The organism is Vibrio sp. 2-1-2a, assembly GCF_032648565.1.
Classification (GTDB): domain Bacteria; phylum Pseudomonadota; class Gammaproteobacteria; order Enterobacterales; family Vibrionaceae; genus Vibrio; species Vibrio diabolicus.
The window spans coordinates 820,530-837,603 of record NZ_WBOH01000001.1 but is presented as its reverse complement, the minus strand read 5'-3'; the positions used below and the strand labels follow the sequence as shown (position 1 = coordinate 837,603).

The window sequence follows — 17,074 nt, the reverse complement described above, 5'->3', positions numbered from 1 at the left end:
ATTCTAGTTTGATCACTTATGAGCAAAAAACTCACCATTCTTGATATCGCGAAATTGGCAGGCGTTGGCAAATCAACAGTAAGCCGTGTGCTTACCAACGATCCAAAAGTGAAACCTCAAACGCGAGAGAAAGTAGAGCAAATCATTCGTGAATCTGGTTATGTACCGTCCAAATCTGCGCAATCAATGCGTGGCGGTAGCCAAAAAGTCATTGGTGTTATCATCTCCCGTCTGGACTCACCATCAGAAAATCGCGCCGTTGGTACAATGCTCAATGCATTGTATTCCGCTGGTTATGATGCGGTGATCATGGAGAGTCAGTTTGACCGAGACAAAACCAATGAGCACTTGAGTGTGCTTAAGCGTCGCAATGTGGATGGCGTGATTGTATTTGGCTTTACTGGATGCGATGAGCAAGCCTTAGCTGAGTGGGGCAATCGCATTGTGGTGATTGCGATGGATACCGATAACGTCTCTTCCATCAATTATGATAACCAAGGCGTGATAGACATGGCTTTGTCTCACCTTGAGCAGCAATCTTTATCTCGCATTGCTTATATTGGTGTTGATCCCGAAGATAAAACCACAGGCTTGGCTCGTTTAAATGCTTACAAAGCTTGGTGTCAGCGCAAGCAACTTACGCCTTGCTTCCAAACCGGTAAGCTTAGCCATGAAAGTGCTTATCAGCTGGTGGACCACGTTCTCAATGCAGACACGCAAGCCATTGTGTGTGCCAGCGATACTATTGCATTGGGCGTAATCAAGCGTCTTCAAGAGTTAGGTCGTGAAGACGTGGTCGTGACAGGCGTGGGTGGTAACGAGTTGCTTTCTTTCCTTTTCCCTAAAGTATTTAGTGTCGATCCAGGTTATACCCTTGCGGGGGAAAAGTCCGCTAAAATGCTGATTAATCAATTAAATGGCGATGAAGAAGTCGTTCACTTCACTCAACAACCTATTTGCCGCTAATCCACACTACAACGGTTTGCTCTAAAATTATACTGTGATCATTCTCAATTAATGGGACTGTTCCCATTTTGTTTTTTGTCTTTGAATGGCAATATTAAAACTAAGAAATGGGAATGTTCCCATTTATAAAAAAATAAAATGATGAATCGAATGTATCCAATACAGGGTGGACAAAGTTATGAGTAAGATTGCGCGTAAAGACGTGGAGCGTCTTATTGAGCTGGTCGGGGGGCCGGACAATATTGCCAGTGTAAGCCACTGTTTAACTCGCTTGCGTTTTGTTCTAAACGATACGGACAAAGCAGACACAAAACAGTTAGAAGCATTACCGATGGTGAAGGGCTGTTTTACCAACGCAGGTCAATTCCAAGTCGTCATCGGCACTGAAGTTGATGAGGTTTACAAAGTTCTGATCGAGCTAAGCGGTAAAAGTGAAGCGAGCAAAGACGAATCCAAGAATGCTGCTCGCCAAAACATGAATATCGTTGAGCGTGGTATTTCCCACCTTGCAGAAATCTTTGTACCACTGTTGCCTGCGATCATTACTGGTGGTTTGATTCTTGGTTTCCGTAATGTGATTGGCGACATCAAGATGTTTGATGGTCAAACCCTAACGGAAATCAGTCAGTTTTGGGCGACTGTTCATTCATTCCTATGGTTAATTGGTGAAGCAATTTTCTTCTTCCTACCCGTTGGTGTGTGTTGGTCGACCGTGAAAAAGCTCGGCGGTACACCGATTCTGGGTATCACGCTTGGTGTGACATTGGTTTCGCCGCAGTTAATGAACGCCTACCTGATTGGTAAGCAAGTACCTGAAGTGTGGGACTTTGGGTTGTTTGCGATTGAGAAAGTCGGTTACCAAGCGCAGGTGATTCCCGCGATGTTAGCAGGTATCGCACTAGCGTTTATCGAAACACGCTTAAAACGCATCATTCCGTCTTACCTTTACCTAGTAGTAGTACCGTTTGTTTCTATCATTGTGTCTGTGATTCTTGCGCACTCTATCATTGGCCCATTCGGTCGTATGTTGGGTGACGGCGTTGCTTTCGCAGCAAAAGCAGCCATGACGGGTGACTTTGCGATGATTGGTTCAACCATCTTCGGCTTCTTATACGCGCCACTTGTGATCACAGGTATCCACCACACAACCAACGCCGTTGACTTGCAGTTGATGCAAGAATTGGGTGGCACGCCGATTTGGCCTTTGATTGCACTATCGAACATTGCTCAAGCATCGGCAGTGGTTGGCATCATTATCATCAGTAAAAAGCAGGATGAGCGTGAAATCTCAGTGCCAGCAGCGATTTCTGCCTACCTTGGCGTAACAGAGCCGGCGATGTACGGCATCAACTTGAAATACAAGTTCCCAATGTTGAGTGCGATGATCGGTAGTGCATGTGCTGCTGCTATCTGTGGTAGTGCGGGCGTCATGGCGAACGGTATCGGTGTGGGCGGCTTGCCGGGCATCTTATCTATCCAGCCGCAGTTCTGGGGCATCTTTGCTCTGGCGATGTTGGTCGCGATGGTGGTACCCGCTGCATTAACGTTACTTCTTTATAAGCGTGCACAAGCGAAAGGTGAGCTTGAGGCGGCAAACGCGTAATTCAATTTGAGGCAGTGACTTGGCTGCCTCCTCCTATTTTTCTTTTCAAATTTTAAGTTTCCGATTATTGGTAAGTGAGTGTTAGAAATGGCTATGACCAAGCATGATGAGAGCTGGTGGAAAACCGCAACCATCTATCAAATTTACCCAAAAAGCTTTTGTGACAGCGGCAGTAAAGGCACGGGCGATATTAAAGGGATCATTTCTAAACTGGATTATCTAAAACACCTCGGTGTGGATGCGATTTGGCTGACGCCAGTGTATCAGTCTCCAATGGTTGATAACGGTTACGATATCTCCGATTACTACGCGATCAATCCAGAGTTCGGCACTATGGAAGATTTCGATACCCTGTTGGCAGAGGCTCATCAGCTGGGCATTCGAATCATCATGGACATCGTGGTCAACCATACTTCGACTGAGCATCATTGGTTCCAATCCGCGTTAGGGGACAAAAACAGCCCATACCGTGATTACTACATCTGGAAAGATCCGGTTGATGGCGCAGAGCCCAACAACTGGCAATCGAAGTTTGGAGGCAATGCTTGGGAATTGGATGAAGCGACAGGGCAGTACTACTTGCACCTTTTTGCTAAAGAGCAGGCGGACTTAAACTGGGAAAACCCAGTGGTGCGTGAAGAAGTGAAAGAAGTCATCAGCTTCTGGGCAGACAAAGGCGTGGATGGTTTCCGTCTTGATGTCATCAACCTGATTTCTAAACAACAAGATTTCCCAAGCGATGATATTGGCGATGGCCGTCGTTTCTATACTGATGGTCCTCGCGTGCACGAATATCTGCAAGAAATCAGCGAAGCCGTGTTCCAAAAGTACGGCAGCGTGACGGTGGGTGAAATGTCTTCGACCACGCTAGAACACTGCCAGCAATACTCTTCACTAGACGGCAAAGAGCTGTCGATGGTGTTCAACTTCCACCACCTGAAAGTGGATTATCCGAATGGTGAAAAATGGACTAAAGCGCCTTTTGATTTCATTCAGTTAAAGCAGATCTTCAACCATTGGCAAACGGGCTTAAATGGCAAAGGGTGGGGCGCACTGTTCTGGTGTAACCACGATCAACCTCGTGTGGTTAGCCGCTTAGGTGATGATAAACAATACCGCGTCGAGTCGGCGAAAATGCTGGCGGCGTCTGTACACATGATGCAAGGCACACCTTATGTTTACCAAGGTGAAGAGATTGGTATGACCAACCCAGGTTACACGGAGATCAGCCAGTACCGCGACGTAGAAAGCACCAACATGTACGACATCATGGTCAACCGTGATGGCGTATCACACGAGGAGATGATGGCGATTTTGGCGCAGAAGTCGCGTGATAACTCACGTACGCCAATGCAATGGAACAGCCAAAAGCACGCCGGTTTTACCGAAGGCACACCGTGGCTTGAAGTGGCGCAGAACTACTCTGAAATCAACGCAGAAGCTGCGGTTGCCGATTTGAACTCGGTGTTCTATTTCTATAAACGTTTGATTGAGCTACGTAAACAGGTTTCGGTGATCACCGATGGTCGTTATGAAGATTTATTGCCAGAGCATCAACGCATTTTTGCTTACGCTCGCCAGAACGACAAACAAACGCTGCTGTGTATCAATAACTACTACGCTGAAGAGGTGGAATGCGTTCTGCCAGAACGTTTTGAACTGAGTACAGCGAAAAACTTGCTATCTAACTATCAAAACTCAGCGAGTGCAGTCGCGTCAAACCATCAAGTATTACGACCTTACGAAACTCGTATTTTATTGATAGAAGAATAAACTCGGGTGTCCCCCCTAAGATTGATGTTCGAGATAAAGGCTTTGGTGTGCTCCCCAAAGCCTTTTTTTATTGAGATGCGAGATACTTGTGGAGTACAGGCTTATTTTGTTTCAATTGCTGTTAGCAGCACTTTCTCTTCATTGACTTGTACTTGTTGTACTTTTAGCAGTTCGATTTGCTCAATCAGACCTAAGCTCGGGTTAAACCAACGTTCTGCCGAAGTGGCGAACTCCATTGAGTCCATATCATCGCAGTTTAGGTTGTAAGTATTCTCTTCCGTCAGGTACGCCGCTTCAATTTTCTTGCTTGAAATTGAGAACGTTTTACGTACGCCAGTCTCTCGGATTTGCTGCTGCCAAACCACTTGGCAAGATGCTGTCATTGGCAGGTTTTGCACCCACTCATGCTCTTCAAAACTGTCTAGTAGGTTGTGAACTGCGTAGCCTGTTAGAGTGGTTTGCAGAGATATGGTCTCTTCACCGATATCAATGTTCGGGCTTTTCTCTTTTACGTCGTCACCGTTGAGACGGAAAATAGGGCTGCTGTGCATCAGCATTGCAACAAACTGCTGGTTAATGGAATAAGCGTCGGTGACTTCATGAAGTGCGCCATCAGAGCCTGCAAAATAAAGCGTATTGCTCTCTTCATCGTCGTTGTACTGTTCGTCAGAATAGTAGAACTGTTTGGCGCCGTAGTTCACCAAGTCATTAACCAACTGGACCATTGCTTCGCTGTTTGGGATTTGTGCCAATGCTGCCAACAATTGCTCGTTATCCATCGCTTGGAAACTCAGTTTCATCTCGCCTTCAGGTTGGCCATCCAGGCTAAACGCGTAGTTTAGTTGTGTGCTTGGCGTGGGAGCGAAGATTGAGTGTTGAATCGCGACGTCGAAACTTTCTTGAGGCACTTTGTTTGGATTAGCACTGCCAGAAGACGAACCACCGCCACAGCCGTAAAGAGCCAGAGTTGCTGCTGCGATAAGCGTCATTTTGTTTAGCATGGTTTACATTCCTGATTGATTAGGCCGCTTCATGTTGGGCCGTTGCTTGAATGCGAGCATGCTAAGTTTAGTGAGCTAAAAAGGGCAAAAAACAAAAGCTAATAGGGCTTAATGAAAGCTTAATTTTATATTTAAGTCTTTGTTTTATTTGGGCTTATTTCGTTAGCTACGTTGGTGCAATACTCGTTGATGAGCGCTTTCCATCGGCTGATAATTTCTTGATCGGTCAAACTGACATGCAACGTTTTCCATGGTTGAAGGCAAGTCTCTTTCGATTCAGATTGAGAAAGACGTTCAAACAATGTCTCGGAAGGCAAAACGCGCAGCAGTGCCACCAGTGATTCCATGTAGTTGAGACGGAACTGTTCGAGTTTGTTTTGTTTATAAGCGATGTGAGACACAAACGTATAAATCAGCGCGTTTTGAATACGTGAGTCGCCATCTGGAGTGGTCAGCAGAACTTTTGCTCGGTCTAGGTTGCCTAGTTTGAAATGCAATACGCCCAACCAGAGGCTTAGCTCATCTGGCAAAACATCGAACGACGACTGCACTTGCGTCAAATACGCCTCCAGCTTTTGAGGTTCTTGCTCGTACAAAGCGAGATGCCTTGCGGTTGTGATAGCTGCAAACTCATCAGCTTGTTGGAGAGGCTGGTTAGAAAAGACATTCTCAAACAGCATTTTTTGGTGAACGTCTGACAGTTGCCATGTACTGGCTGAAGGTGCAGGCAAGTTGAAGTACTGCGCGACATCTGAGTGAATTTGGAAGATATCCGATTGTAGGTCGGATAAGCGCAGTGTGTATTCGTTGCGAAACGCCAGTTTCCCTGTCGCAGGATAAATAAGGTTCATCTGAGCTTTCAAGGTGCCTTGCTCTGCGCCGTCTTTTAACTCTATGTTGAGTTCGTAATCACTGGTCTGCATGTTTCGCGCGCCAGGGAAATACGGCGTATGACCGATAGGATCAAGAAAGTAACTGGGAGCGTCTTGGTTGGCGATGTCGGTGTATGGATATTCGACCTGTTGTTGCAGTAAGACGGCTTTGACCAGTATGCGGTATTTTCGCGCCTGAGAGCCGATTGCATCGACACGGTTGAGCAGCAACTCGACTTTGGGGATAAGTAACTGATGACGTGTTTGTTGTGTTGAAATCTCTTGGCGTTGCCATAACAAGCTTGCGAGCGTCACGCTACAAACCGTAAGTACGGCACATAAGCTATAAGCAAAAATCAGCTTGATGTTCTTACGGTTCGTAACTTGAGATGTAATAGCACGTCGATGGTTTTTCGCTGGTGGCACTAAACGGATATTGGCAGGGTTTAGAAAGTAACCTTTGCGAGGGTAGGTGACCAAGAGCTTAGTCGCATCGTACTCGGGGAGATGCTGTTGTAGCAGCGCACGTAAGGTGCTAATGCGGTTAGTGAGTACATTCTTAGAGATGAATTTGCTCTGCCAAATGGTTTCGATAATGGTATCGGCAGAGAGCGGATGTCCCACGCTTGTTAGCAGCAGCTCTAATAACTCAATGGTACGAGGTTCGAGATCAATCGCGACAGTGTCTTGATGAAGAGTTTGTGTCTTCGGATTATAGACCAACTCGCCAATCGCAATACAACTGTGAGTTTGTTTGGCTTGTTGCAAAAAATCGCGCATACCGCACCGCGTTATTTGGAAATGGCGAAATATTATATAGCGATTGGAGCGCGAAATCTTATAAATTGCGCTCCAATTATCATCAAAAGTTTATGAACCGTAGGTCACGGAATAGCGATGAGGCTTATGGTTCATCGCTAACACGACATTCAGTGCAAACGCGCCCAAAATCGAAAGACCAATTACTTCTGGAGTGACAAAGAAGAATGACGCAAACAGGATGCACGCATCGATTGCCATTTGGCTTTTGCCAACTGAAATGCCAAATTTGTCCTGAATAAATAAACACAGCACGTTAAAGCCACCTAAGCTGGAGCGATGTCGGAACAAGATCAGCATACCGAGTCCCATTAAAAGCCCACCTGCGACGGCACAATAAACTTCATTTACCGATTCGAGCGAGATTAGCAAATAAAGATGATCGGCAAAGATAGAAACCAAAGCGCCAGAAATGGCACTATTAATGGCGAAATGACGGCCGAAGCGTTTCCATGCTAGCAAGTAAAAAGGACTGTTTGCTAAAAAGTACAGCACACCAAACGTAAAAGGTGTAAATTGGCTAATAAGCAGAGCCAATCCTGTCGTCCCCCCTGTTAGGAGGTTTGCGGATTGGAGAAAGAAAACGCCTTGAGCTACCAAAAAGGTACCCGTGAAAATCGCTATCCAGTCTTCTTTTAATGAGTGTTTTTCCATCAATGTTGCAGTCATTAGTGATAAATAAGGCGTGCATAGTAGTAAAAAGATGATCTTTTCGGTAGCTAGAGGGTAAAATTTACGGTAAACCTATGTAATTGCTGTTTTACAGGGTGTAAAGCACAAAATTGACAGGCAATAGATCGTCGTTATGCAATTGCAATGCGGGCGTGATACAGATTGCTTGCCATCATGAAAAAACTGCATGAGAAAAATTGTAAATTTCTCTTTATGACCCAGATCAAATTATGTAGAATGCGCGCCATTAGGGTGACGAAAACGTTTGCGTAGGGTCATTCAACAGTTTTTTTGCAACTTTCAGTACTAATCTGAGTCAGGAGATACAGATGCTTAAGCGTGATATGAACATCGCAGATTACGATGCGGAACTGTTCGCAGCTATCCAGGAAGAAACTCTTCGCCAGGAAGAACACATTGAACTTATCGCTTCTGAAAACTACACAAGCCCACGTGTAATGGAAGCGCAAGGTTCTCAGCTAACGAACAAATACGCTGAAGGCTACCCAGGCAAGCGTTACTACGGCGGTTGTGAGTACGTAGATAAAGCGGAACAACTTGCTATCGACCGTGCATGCAAACTGTTCGGTTGTGAATACGCGAACGTACAGCCTCACTCAGGTTCTCAAGCAAACAGCGCAGTTTACATGGCGCTTCTTAACCCAGGCGATACAGTTCTAGGCATGAGCCTAGCGCACGGTGGTCACCTGACTCACGGTTCTCCAGTTAACTTCTCTGGTAAGCACTACAACGTTATCCCTTACGGTATCGATGAAGCGGGTCAAATTAACTACGACGAGATGGAACAGCTAGCGCTTGAGCACAAGCCTAAGATGATCATCGGTGGTTTCTCTGCTTACTCGCAAATCGTTGATTGGAAGCGCATGCGTGAAATCGCGGACAAAGTAGATGCTTACCTTTTCGTTGATATGGCGCACGTAGCGGGTCTTATCGCAGCAGGCGAATACCCAACACCTGTTCCACACGCTCACGTGGTAACAACAACGACGCACAAAACACTAGCTGGTCCTCGCGGTGGTCTTATCTTGTCAAATGCTGGCGAAGATATGTACAAGAAATTGAACTCAGCAGTGTTCCCTGGTGGTCAAGGTGGCCCTCTAATGCACGTTATCGCTGGTAAAGCAGTAGCGTTCAAAGAAGCGATGGAGCCAGAGTTCAAAGCTTACCAAGCTCGCGTAGTGAAAAACGCAAAAGCAATGGTTGGTCAATTCCAAGAGCGTGGCTACAAAATCGTATCTAACGGCACAGAAAACCATTTGTTCCTTGTGGACCTGATCGACAAAGACATCACTGGTAAAGACGCAGACGCGGCACTAGGTGCAGCAAACATCACAGTGAACAAAAACTCAGTACCAAATGACCCACGCAGCCCATTCGTAACGTCTGGTATCCGTGTTGGTACGCCAGCGATCACTCGCCGTGGCTTCACTGAAGAAGACGCAAAAGAGCTAGCAAACTGGATGTGTGACGTTCTAGATAACATCGGCAACGAAGAAGTTATCGAAGCGACTAAACAGAAAGTGCTCGAAATTTGTAAGCGTCTACCGGTTTACGCCTAACTGTTCTTCATAGAATGAGTCAATTTCGGTGTCGAACATACTCACTTGCTCGCGCAAACTCCGTGTGTTCTCCTAGAACTCGACTCGTCTATTTTGAACATTGATACACTAAAGGTCCTCAATTGAGGGCCTTTTTGTTTGTCTGGCGTTTGGAATGAGATATAGCGAAGAGTGTGTGATAAGGGGATGGCTACCAACACTGTCTCTTTTCAATATATTCAAACCACGTCATTCCGACGAGCCTAGGCGAGATCAGGAATCTTGTTGAGGCACACTCTTTTACTCAGAGTTTCCCTAAAAATCATCAGTACTCTGAAAACTGATTCTGAATCACGCTCGTTCCTCGCTGTTCAGAATGACGGTGGTAGAATGGCTTTTTATCATCATTTGCCAGATACAAAAAAGGTTGGCACTGAGCCAACCTTTCTTTTCAAAACAAGCGAGAGCTTATTTAATCTCGATACCTTGAGCCTGCATATCGGCATGGTAAGAAGAGCGAACAAATGGACCACACGCTGCGTGCGTGAAGCCAAGCTCTAGTGCAACTTCTTTTAGCTCGTCAAACTCTGATGGCGGAACGTAACGCTCTACTGGCAAGTGGTGACGGCTTGGCGCTAAGTACTGACCTAGAGTCAGCATCGTTACGCCGTGTGCGCGTAGATCTTTCAGTACTTCGATGATTTCTTCTTTGGTTTCACCAAGACCCATCATCAAACCAGATTTGGTCGGTACATCTGGATGCTGCTCTTTGAACTTCTTAAGAAGCTCCAGCGACCACTTGTAGTTTGCACCTGGGCGAGCTTTACGGTAAAGACGTGGCGCTGTTTCTAGGTTGTGGTTGAAGACATCTGGCGGGTTATCTTTCATTAGATCAAGCGCTACGTCCATACGACCACGGAAGTCAGGAACCAGAGTTTCAATCTTAATATGAGGGTTCAACGCACGGATCTCGCGGTTACAATCGGCAAAGTGCTGTGCACCACCATCACGCAGATCGTCACGGTCTACAGAAGTGATTACTACGTATTTCAGCTTCATATCGGCGATGGTTTTCGCCAGTTTTTGAGGCTCTTCTGCTTCCGGTGGTAATGGGCGGCCATGAGCAACGTCACAGAAAGGACAACGACGAGTACAAATGGCACCTAGGATCATGAAGGTAGCTGTACCGTGGTTAAAACATTCCGCTAGGTTAGGGCAAGATGCTTCTTCACATACGGAGTGAAGTTTATTCTTGCGCATCGCCGCCTTGATGTCTTGAATTCGTTGGCTGTCGGCTGGTAGCTTGATCTTCATCCAATCAGGCTTACGTAGCACTTCTTTCTGCTCTGTAGGCATGTTCTTTACGGGAATCAATGCCATTTTATCGGCGTCACGATATTTAACGCCTTTTTCCATCTGGATTGGTTTGCTCATGCTTTATTACCTTGAGAAGGTGCTTCTGTGCTGAATTCTACTTGCTCATAGTCGAGCAAAGTAACGAGTTCTTCTATTAATTGTTTTTCTACGGCTTCTACATTGTCTGGGCCGCCAAATTGGCTGACCTGAACCATTTCCATACCTTCATAACCACAAGGGTTAATACGCAGAAACGGTGTTAAATCCATATTTACGTTCAAGGCTAAGCCATGAAACGAGCATCCTTTACGAATGCGTAAACCGAGAGAGCATATTTTTTTACCGTCAACGTAAACGCCTGGTGCGTCAGGTCGCGCGGCCGAATCGATATTGTATGCTTTTAGCGTGTTGATCACGAGGTTCTCGATAGTGGTAACGAGATCTCGTACACCTAATTTTTTGCGGCGTAAGTTGATCAAGAAATAGGCGACCAACTGACCAGGGCCATGATACGTAACCTGGCCTCCGCGATCACTTTGTACAACAGGAATGTCACCAGTGTTAATAAGGTGCTCAGCTTTACCTGCCTGACCTTGCGTAAATACTGGGTTATGTTCTACCAACCAGACTTCATCAGGGGTTTCTTCTGTGCGTTGGTCGGTGAACTCATGCATCGCCTTCCATACAGGCTCATAGTCTTGGCGGCCAAGTCGTTTTACAACAAGTTGGTGTTGCATGGGAATTCCTGTTGCTAATATATAAAGTTTTTGGATTATAAACCGGATAACCCTGATGCTCTACCGCTGAGTAACAGATTTTTAACTGAAAGCGATGTAAAGTTTTGTTATCTAGTTGATAAATAAAAAGAAAGCAGCCGAAGCTGCTTTCAAAAAAAATTTAATCTATCAAAAAATTATAGAACCATGCGCACGATGTCAATTTCACCTAACTCTTTGTATAGCGTCTCAACTTGCTCGATAGACGTCGCAGTGATGTTGATTGATACCGAGTGGTAGTTGCCCTTAGCACTTGGTTTAACGGTCGGGCTGTAGTCACCTGGAGCATGGCGCTGAATAACTTCAAGAACAAGCTCTGGAAGTTCAGGCTTTGCATGACCCATTACCTTGTAAGTAAATGAACAAGGGAACTCAAGCAGGTCTTTTAATTTTGCATCAGAGTTGATGGTTAGCATATCGATAACTCCAGTAGATATTCGTTGCGGTGCGAAATAGTACAGTCAAATTAGGGGGAACTCAAGACGAGGATCTCAAACTTAAAAAGCCGCCCTTTCAGGCGGCTTTGCGAATAAGTTTGCTACTCTAACGTTCTTCTTAGAAGAAGCTCTTGAATAACAATACGATGTAATCCCACATGCGGCTAAATAGACTACCTTGCTCTACGGTTTCTAGTGCCATTAGTGGGTATTCGGCAATATCTTCACCATCGATCTGATAGTATAGCTTACCAACTACATCACCTTTATTAATTGGGGCTTCTAGCTCTTTTTCAAGGACGAAGCTGGCTTTTAGGTTTTTCGCTTCACCACGTGGTAGTGTTACGTAAGTGTCTTGGTCAAGGCCCAACGCTACAGTGTCTTTGTTGCCCATCCACACTTTTTCTTCTACAAACGTTTCACCCGCTTTGTGCGGCGCTACTGTTTCGAAGAAACGGAAGCCGTAGCTTAGTAGCTTTTTGCTTTCTGACTTACGAGCATTGGCATCTTTCGTGCCCATTACGACTGCAACCAAACGCATTTGACCTTCAGTTGCTGAACTTACTAGGCTGTAACCTGCATTACTTGTGTGACCCGTTTTGATGCCGTCAACGTTCATGCTCTTATCCCAAAGTAGACCGTTACGGTTGTATTGGGTGATGCCGTTGTAAGTGAATTTCTTCTCTGAGTACACGCGGTACTCATTTGGTACGTCACGGATCAGGGCTTTACCTAGCAATGCCATGTCGTATGGTGTCGAGTACAGCTCGGCGTTATCTAGACCATGAACGTTGGCAAAGTGCGAGTTCGTCATACCTAGTGTGTTGGCCCAAGCGTTCATTAGGTCAACAAACGCATCTTCTGAGCCTGCAATGTGTTCAGCCATCGCTACACAGGCATCGTTACCAGATTGGACGATGATACCGCGGTTTAGGTCACGTACTTTTACAGTTGTGCCCACTTCAATGAACATTTTTGATGATTCAGGGAAGTTTTTCGCCCATGCATTTTTACTGATGGTGACATCGTCATCTTCTGAGATATTACCACGCGCTAGTTCTTGGCCGATTACGTAGCTGGTCATCATCTTAGTCAGACTAGCTGGAGACAATTTTGTGTTCATCTCTTTCTCTGCCAGTACTTTACCTGAATGGTAATCCATCAGTACGTAGCCCTTCGCAGCGATTTGAGGGGCATCTGGAACAACGATAGGTGATGCAAGAGCAGATTGAGCGAAAGTTGCAGAAAGGGCAACCGAAGAAACGAGAATAGATTTCACAAACTTATTTTTATTCATGGTAATTCAAATTTTTGGGTTAACTGCGGACATCTTATCAGAATCCCCAGCTATGTAAGAGGGGATCGAGGAGAAATTCATGACACTAGGTCATTTGGCAGTGTTGTGTTTTTTAATAAATGCAGACGAATAGCCGAGCAACTTTACTTTATCTAGAGTGGCTTGCGTCAGGGAATAGTCAGTAAATGGCCCTAACAACAAGCGATAAGACTCTTTCGCATTTTCTAGGAAAGTTTCTGTATCCAGTTTTTGACCAAGCTCTGTCCCTAAAGTTCGTGCGCGTTCTTCATTTTTTGATGATGCCACCTGAATAACGTACTTAGGGTGCGCTTCTAAAGATTTTTTATCCGTGGGCTGATTGATACTGATTACTTCAATTTCCACGTTCGCTGTACCTGTTTTTATCACATCTAACTTATGTGCTGCGGCATAGCTTAAATCGATAATACGGCCATCGTGAAACGGACCTCGGTCATTAACTCGTACTACGGTAGTTTTGCCGTTGTCAGTGTTGGTGACTTTTACGTAACTCGGTAACGGTAGCGTTTTATGAGCCGCTGTCATTGAGTACATGTCATAGATTTCGCCATTAGAAGTCAAATGACCTTGGAACTTCTTCCCATACCAAGATGCGCGGCCTTTTTCTTTAAAGCCTTTGGCATCGCGAACTATTTTGTAGTCTTTGCCACGCAAGTGGTAATCTTTGTTCCCACCTAGGCTGTACGGTTCATATTTAGGGTGCGCATCCTCGATGTGTTCGACTGAAAGCGGTGTATCCGGTGCAACATCGGATTCGAGTTCGTAACGGCCTTCTTGTTCTTTTTGGCTAGTTGATGAACAGCCTGCCAAAATAAGAGCAGAGAAAACCAAGGAATATAAAGCGCGTTTTTGCATGTCTAGGTCGCCTTAGAGAATGCTTTTCGGTGCGTATGAATTGACATCAGAATACCAAAGCCAGCCATCAAGGTTACCATTGATGTGCCGCCATAACTAATGAGTGGCAACGGTACACCTACTACAGGTAGGATGCCACTTACCATGCCAATATTTACAAAAATATACACGAAGAAGCTGAGTACAATACTGCCTGCCATCATTCGTCCAAATGCGGTTTGCGCTTGGCTGGCGAGGTATAAACCTCGTCCAATAATAAATAGATAGATGGCTAAAAGGCAAAGGAAGCCAATCATACCCCATTCTTCAGCAATTACTGCAAAGATAAAGTCAGTGTGTCGTTCAGGAAGAAATTCCAGTTGTGATTGAGTGCCTTGCAACCAGCCTTTGCCGGAAATACCACCGGAGCCAATCGCAATTTTACTCTGAATAATGTGGTAGCCCGCACCTAGCGGGTCAGACTCTGGATTAAACAGAGTACGAACTCGTACTTTTTGATACTCACGCATCAAGAAAAACCACAAAATCGGAATGAAACCACCCAGTGCAATCGCAGCACCAGCGATGATTTTCCAACTAATGCCCGCGAGGAAGATAACAAAAATACCGGAAGCGGCGATTAGAATAGAGGTCCCTAAGTCAGGCTGTTTTGCAATGAGGATGGTTGGCAAGCAGACCATAATCAGTGCAACGATGAGTGTTTTTAGCGTTGGCGGAAGGGGCTGTCGACCAACATAGCGTGCCACCATTAATGGCACCGCGAGCTTCAATAACTCGGAAGGTTGAAAGCGCACAAAACCGAGGTTAAGCCAACGTTGTGCGCCTTTAGATGCTTCACCGAAAAACAGCACGCCAAAGAGCAGTATGACGCCGCCGACGAACATCAAAGGTGCTAGGCTCTCGTAGGTTCGTGGAGAAAGCTGCGCAAGAACGATCATCACAACGAGTGAAAGCACCATTCGCATAGCTTGGCGATCCATCATCAGTAAACTTTGGCCACTGGCGCTGTACATGATCACTAGGCCAAACCCCATCAGGGCCAATATGCCAAGTAGGAGTGGTAAGTCGATATGGAAGCGTTCAAACAGGGCGCGATTTTTACCTGTAGAGGGATCCATCTTCATTACTGTTTTACCTCTTTCTTCGCATTGTTATCAGGCTCAATTTCTTCTGGGCCTAGAACGACTCGGTCAAAAATTTTCCTTACTACTGGGGCACCGTTGCTAGAACCACCGCCGGCGTTTTCTAGTACTACAGTGACGACCACTTTTGGATCATCAAATGGTGCAAAGCCAGTAAATAACGCATGGTCACGTAAGTGCTCGGCGATCTCATCGGCGTTGTACTCTTCGTTTTCACCCAGACCGAAGACCTGTGCAGTACCTGATTTACCCGCTGTTTGATAACTCATTTTGTAGAATGAGCGGCGAGCTGTTCCGCGCGTGCCATGGTTTACCCGACGCATGCCTTCTTTCGCCATATCCCAGTACTTTTTCGGTACATTCTTGATTGGCGGGTAAGTCACGTATTCTGTTGTTTGTTGTTCTTCGAAGTCGTTGCCGTTCTCTATCGTCGCTTTGAGCAAGTGAGGTGCGATAACTTCTCCCTCATTTACTAATACGGAGGTCGCTTTGGCGATTTGCATTGGTGTTGCTGTCCAATAACCTTGGCCGATACCCACAGGGATCGTATCGCCTTTGTACCACGGGGTTTTATGGCGAGACATTTTCCAGTCACGAGTCGGCATATTCGCCTTACTTTCTTCGTAGATATCGATGCCAGTGTAATCACCAAAACCGAACATCATCATCCAATTCGAAATACGGTCAATACCCATGTCATAAGCGATTTGATAGTAGAAGGTATCAACAGACTCTTCGATCGACTTAATGATATCGACGCGTCCGTGTCCCCAACGCAACCAGTCACGGAATGGGCGAGTGTTGGAGTTTGGTATGCGCCAATAACCTGGATCATTTCGCGTAGTGTTCGGTGTGACGACACCTTCTTGTAGCGCGGCTACCGCCATAAATGGTTTGATGGTAGACGCGGGTGGATAAATGCCAAGTGTGGTTCGGTTGACCAAGGGACGGTTTTTATCGTTCAAAAGGGCGCGATAGTCTTTACCTGAGATTCCGTGCACGAACGAGTTAGGATCGTAGCTAGGACTTGAAACCATAGCCAGTACGCCGTTGTCTCTAGGATCGATCACTACAGCACTGCCTCTGCGGCCATCCAATAATTGGTGTACGTACAGCTGCAAGTTGATATCAAGGTTTAAAACGATGTCTTTTCCGGGTACAGGTGGAACGTACTTTAACGTACGAATTACTCGGCCGCGGCTGTTTACTTCGACTTCTTGATATCCGGCCGTACCGTGTAAGAGGTCTTCGTAGTATTTTTCGATACCCAGCTTACCAATGTCGCGAGTGGCTTGATAGTTTGCGTCTTTTTCTTCTCGGATCAGGCGCTGCATGTCGCGATCATTGATTCGAGAAACGTAACCAATCACGTGGGTTAATACTTCGCTGAAAGGGTAATAGCGCTTTAAGGTCGCACTTATTTCTACACCAGGAAAGCGGTACTGATTGACGGAGAATACCGCTACTTGTTTTTCGTTCAGTTGGGTAAGCAGTGGGACTGACTTAAATCGACGAGTCCGTTTACGCTCTTGGTGGAAACGTTCAATCTGATCTGGGGTAATTTCCAGAATGGTTTGTAGTTCTTGGATGGTTGCATCAATGTCTTTAATTTTTTCTGGAGTCAGTTCTAAGTTAAAGACGGGACGGTTCTCTGCCAGTAAAACACCATTTCGGTCATAAATCAGACCTCGGTTGGGCGCGATAGGAACCACTTTGATACGGTTATCGTTCGAGCGGGTTTGATAATCTTGAAACTGGTTCACCTGAATGTTGTACATATTGGCGACCAGAGCTCCCATCAAGAGAACAATGCCGATAAAAGCGACAATAGCGCGGCTGGCAAACAGACGCGCTTCGGCTTGATAATCTCGGATTTGACTGCGGCGCTTACGAATCATTAACGCTTG

The 17,074-nt window shown here is 45.8% G+C and carries 14 protein-coding genes; 4 read left to right on the top strand and 10 right to left on the bottom strand.

Going from position 1 to position 17,074, the window contains the following annotated elements; translation table 11 throughout:
- Nucleotides 1–18 precede the first annotated feature (18 nt).
- From treR to treC, 3 genes are all read left to right on the top strand, one after another.
- Entirely contained in the window at nucleotides 19–966 is a 948-nt protein-coding gene (gene treR / locus F7Y48_RS03980) for a trehalose operon repressor TreR (protein ID WP_047010145.1), read from the top strand.
- Nucleotides 967–1,144: 178 nt separating this feature from the next.
- Complete coding sequence (gene treB, locus F7Y48_RS03975; RefSeq protein WP_005391342.1) at nucleotides 1,145–2,569, top strand: PTS trehalose transporter subunit IIBC; 1,425 nt, start codon at nucleotides 1,145–1,147, stop codon at nucleotides 2,567–2,569.
- An 87-nt stretch (nucleotides 2,570–2,656) separates the two neighbouring features.
- The gene (gene treC, locus F7Y48_RS03970) at nucleotides 2,657–4,342 is read left to right on the top strand and encodes an alpha,alpha-phosphotrehalase (protein WP_316681437.1); all 1,686 of its coding nucleotides are present in this window, start codon (nucleotides 2,657–2,659) and stop codon (nucleotides 4,340–4,342) included.
- A 101-nt stretch (nucleotides 4,343–4,443) separates the two neighbouring features.
- Here the strand turns inward: treC and F7Y48_RS03965 are convergent, their stop codons facing one another.
- The 3 genes from F7Y48_RS03965 to F7Y48_RS03955 all read right to left on the bottom strand — a co-directional run bounded on the left by F7Y48_RS03965 (nucleotide 4,444) and on the right by F7Y48_RS03955 (nucleotide 7,688).
- Entirely contained in the window at nucleotides 4,444–5,343 is a 900-nt protein-coding gene (locus F7Y48_RS03965; protein WP_282150424.1) for a hypothetical protein, read from the bottom strand.
- 131 nt (nucleotides 5,344–5,474) lie between these two features.
- The gene (locus F7Y48_RS03960) at nucleotides 5,475–6,995 is read right to left on the bottom strand and encodes a transcriptional regulator (protein ID WP_203343520.1); all 1,521 of its coding nucleotides are present in this window, start codon (nucleotides 6,993–6,995) and stop codon (nucleotides 5,475–5,477) included.
- A gap of 90 nt (nucleotides 6,996–7,085) precedes the next feature.
- Nucleotides 7,086–7,688, bottom strand: coding sequence for a YitT family protein (locus F7Y48_RS03955; RefSeq protein ID WP_029803292.1), 603 nt, complete (start codon nucleotides 7,686–7,688; stop codon nucleotides 7,086–7,088).
- Between the two features lie 347 nt (nucleotides 7,689–8,035).
- Between F7Y48_RS03955 and glyA the strand changes: the two genes are divergently transcribed.
- Nucleotides 8,036–9,286, top strand: a complete 1,251-nt coding sequence (glyA, locus tag F7Y48_RS03950) for a serine hydroxymethyltransferase (protein WP_005391333.1) — start codon at nucleotides 8,036–8,038, stop codon at nucleotides 9,284–9,286.
- Nucleotides 9,287–9,733: 447 nt separating this feature from the next.
- On the opposite strand, the gene lipA is transcribed toward glyA, so the two are convergent.
- The 7 genes from lipA to mrdA all read right to left on the bottom strand — a co-directional run bounded on the left by lipA (nucleotide 9,734) and on the right by mrdA (nucleotide 17,065).
- A complete protein-coding gene (lipA, locus tag F7Y48_RS03945) occupies nucleotides 9,734–10,699 on the bottom strand; it encodes a lipoyl synthase (protein ID WP_005391329.1) in 966 nt (321 codons plus the stop codon).
- Nucleotides 10,696–11,358, bottom strand: a complete 663-nt coding sequence (gene lipB / locus F7Y48_RS03940; RefSeq protein ID WP_005391320.1) for a lipoyl(octanoyl) transferase LipB — start codon at nucleotides 11,356–11,358, stop codon at nucleotides 10,696–10,698. Before lipB ends, lipA begins: the two co-directional genes overlap by 4 nt.
- A gap of 176 nt (nucleotides 11,359–11,534) precedes the next feature.
- Nucleotides 11,535–11,813, bottom strand: coding sequence for a DUF493 family protein YbeD (gene ybeD, locus F7Y48_RS03935; RefSeq protein ID WP_005384135.1), 279 nt, complete (start codon nucleotides 11,811–11,813; stop codon nucleotides 11,535–11,537).
- 139 nt (nucleotides 11,814–11,952) lie between these two features.
- Nucleotides 11,953–13,131 (bottom strand): serine hydrolase, encoded by a 1,179-nt coding sequence (locus F7Y48_RS03930; protein WP_012842069.1) that lies wholly within the window; start codon nucleotides 13,129–13,131, stop codon nucleotides 11,953–11,955.
- A gap of 90 nt (nucleotides 13,132–13,221) precedes the next feature.
- Entirely contained in the window at nucleotides 13,222–14,025 is an 804-nt protein-coding gene (locus F7Y48_RS03925) for a septal ring lytic transglycosylase RlpA family protein (protein ID WP_046874297.1), read from the bottom strand.
- 2 nt (nucleotides 14,026–14,027) lie between these two features.
- Nucleotides 14,028–15,149, bottom strand: a complete 1,122-nt coding sequence (rodA, locus tag F7Y48_RS03920) for a rod shape-determining protein RodA (protein WP_005391317.1) — start codon at nucleotides 15,147–15,149, stop codon at nucleotides 14,028–14,030.
- The gene (gene mrdA / locus F7Y48_RS03915) at nucleotides 15,149–17,065 is read right to left on the bottom strand and encodes a penicillin-binding protein 2 (protein ID WP_012842067.1); all 1,917 of its coding nucleotides are present in this window, start codon (nucleotides 17,063–17,065) and stop codon (nucleotides 15,149–15,151) included. Before mrdA ends, rodA begins: the two co-directional genes overlap by 1 nt.
- Nucleotides 17,066–17,074: the final 9 nt, after the last annotated feature.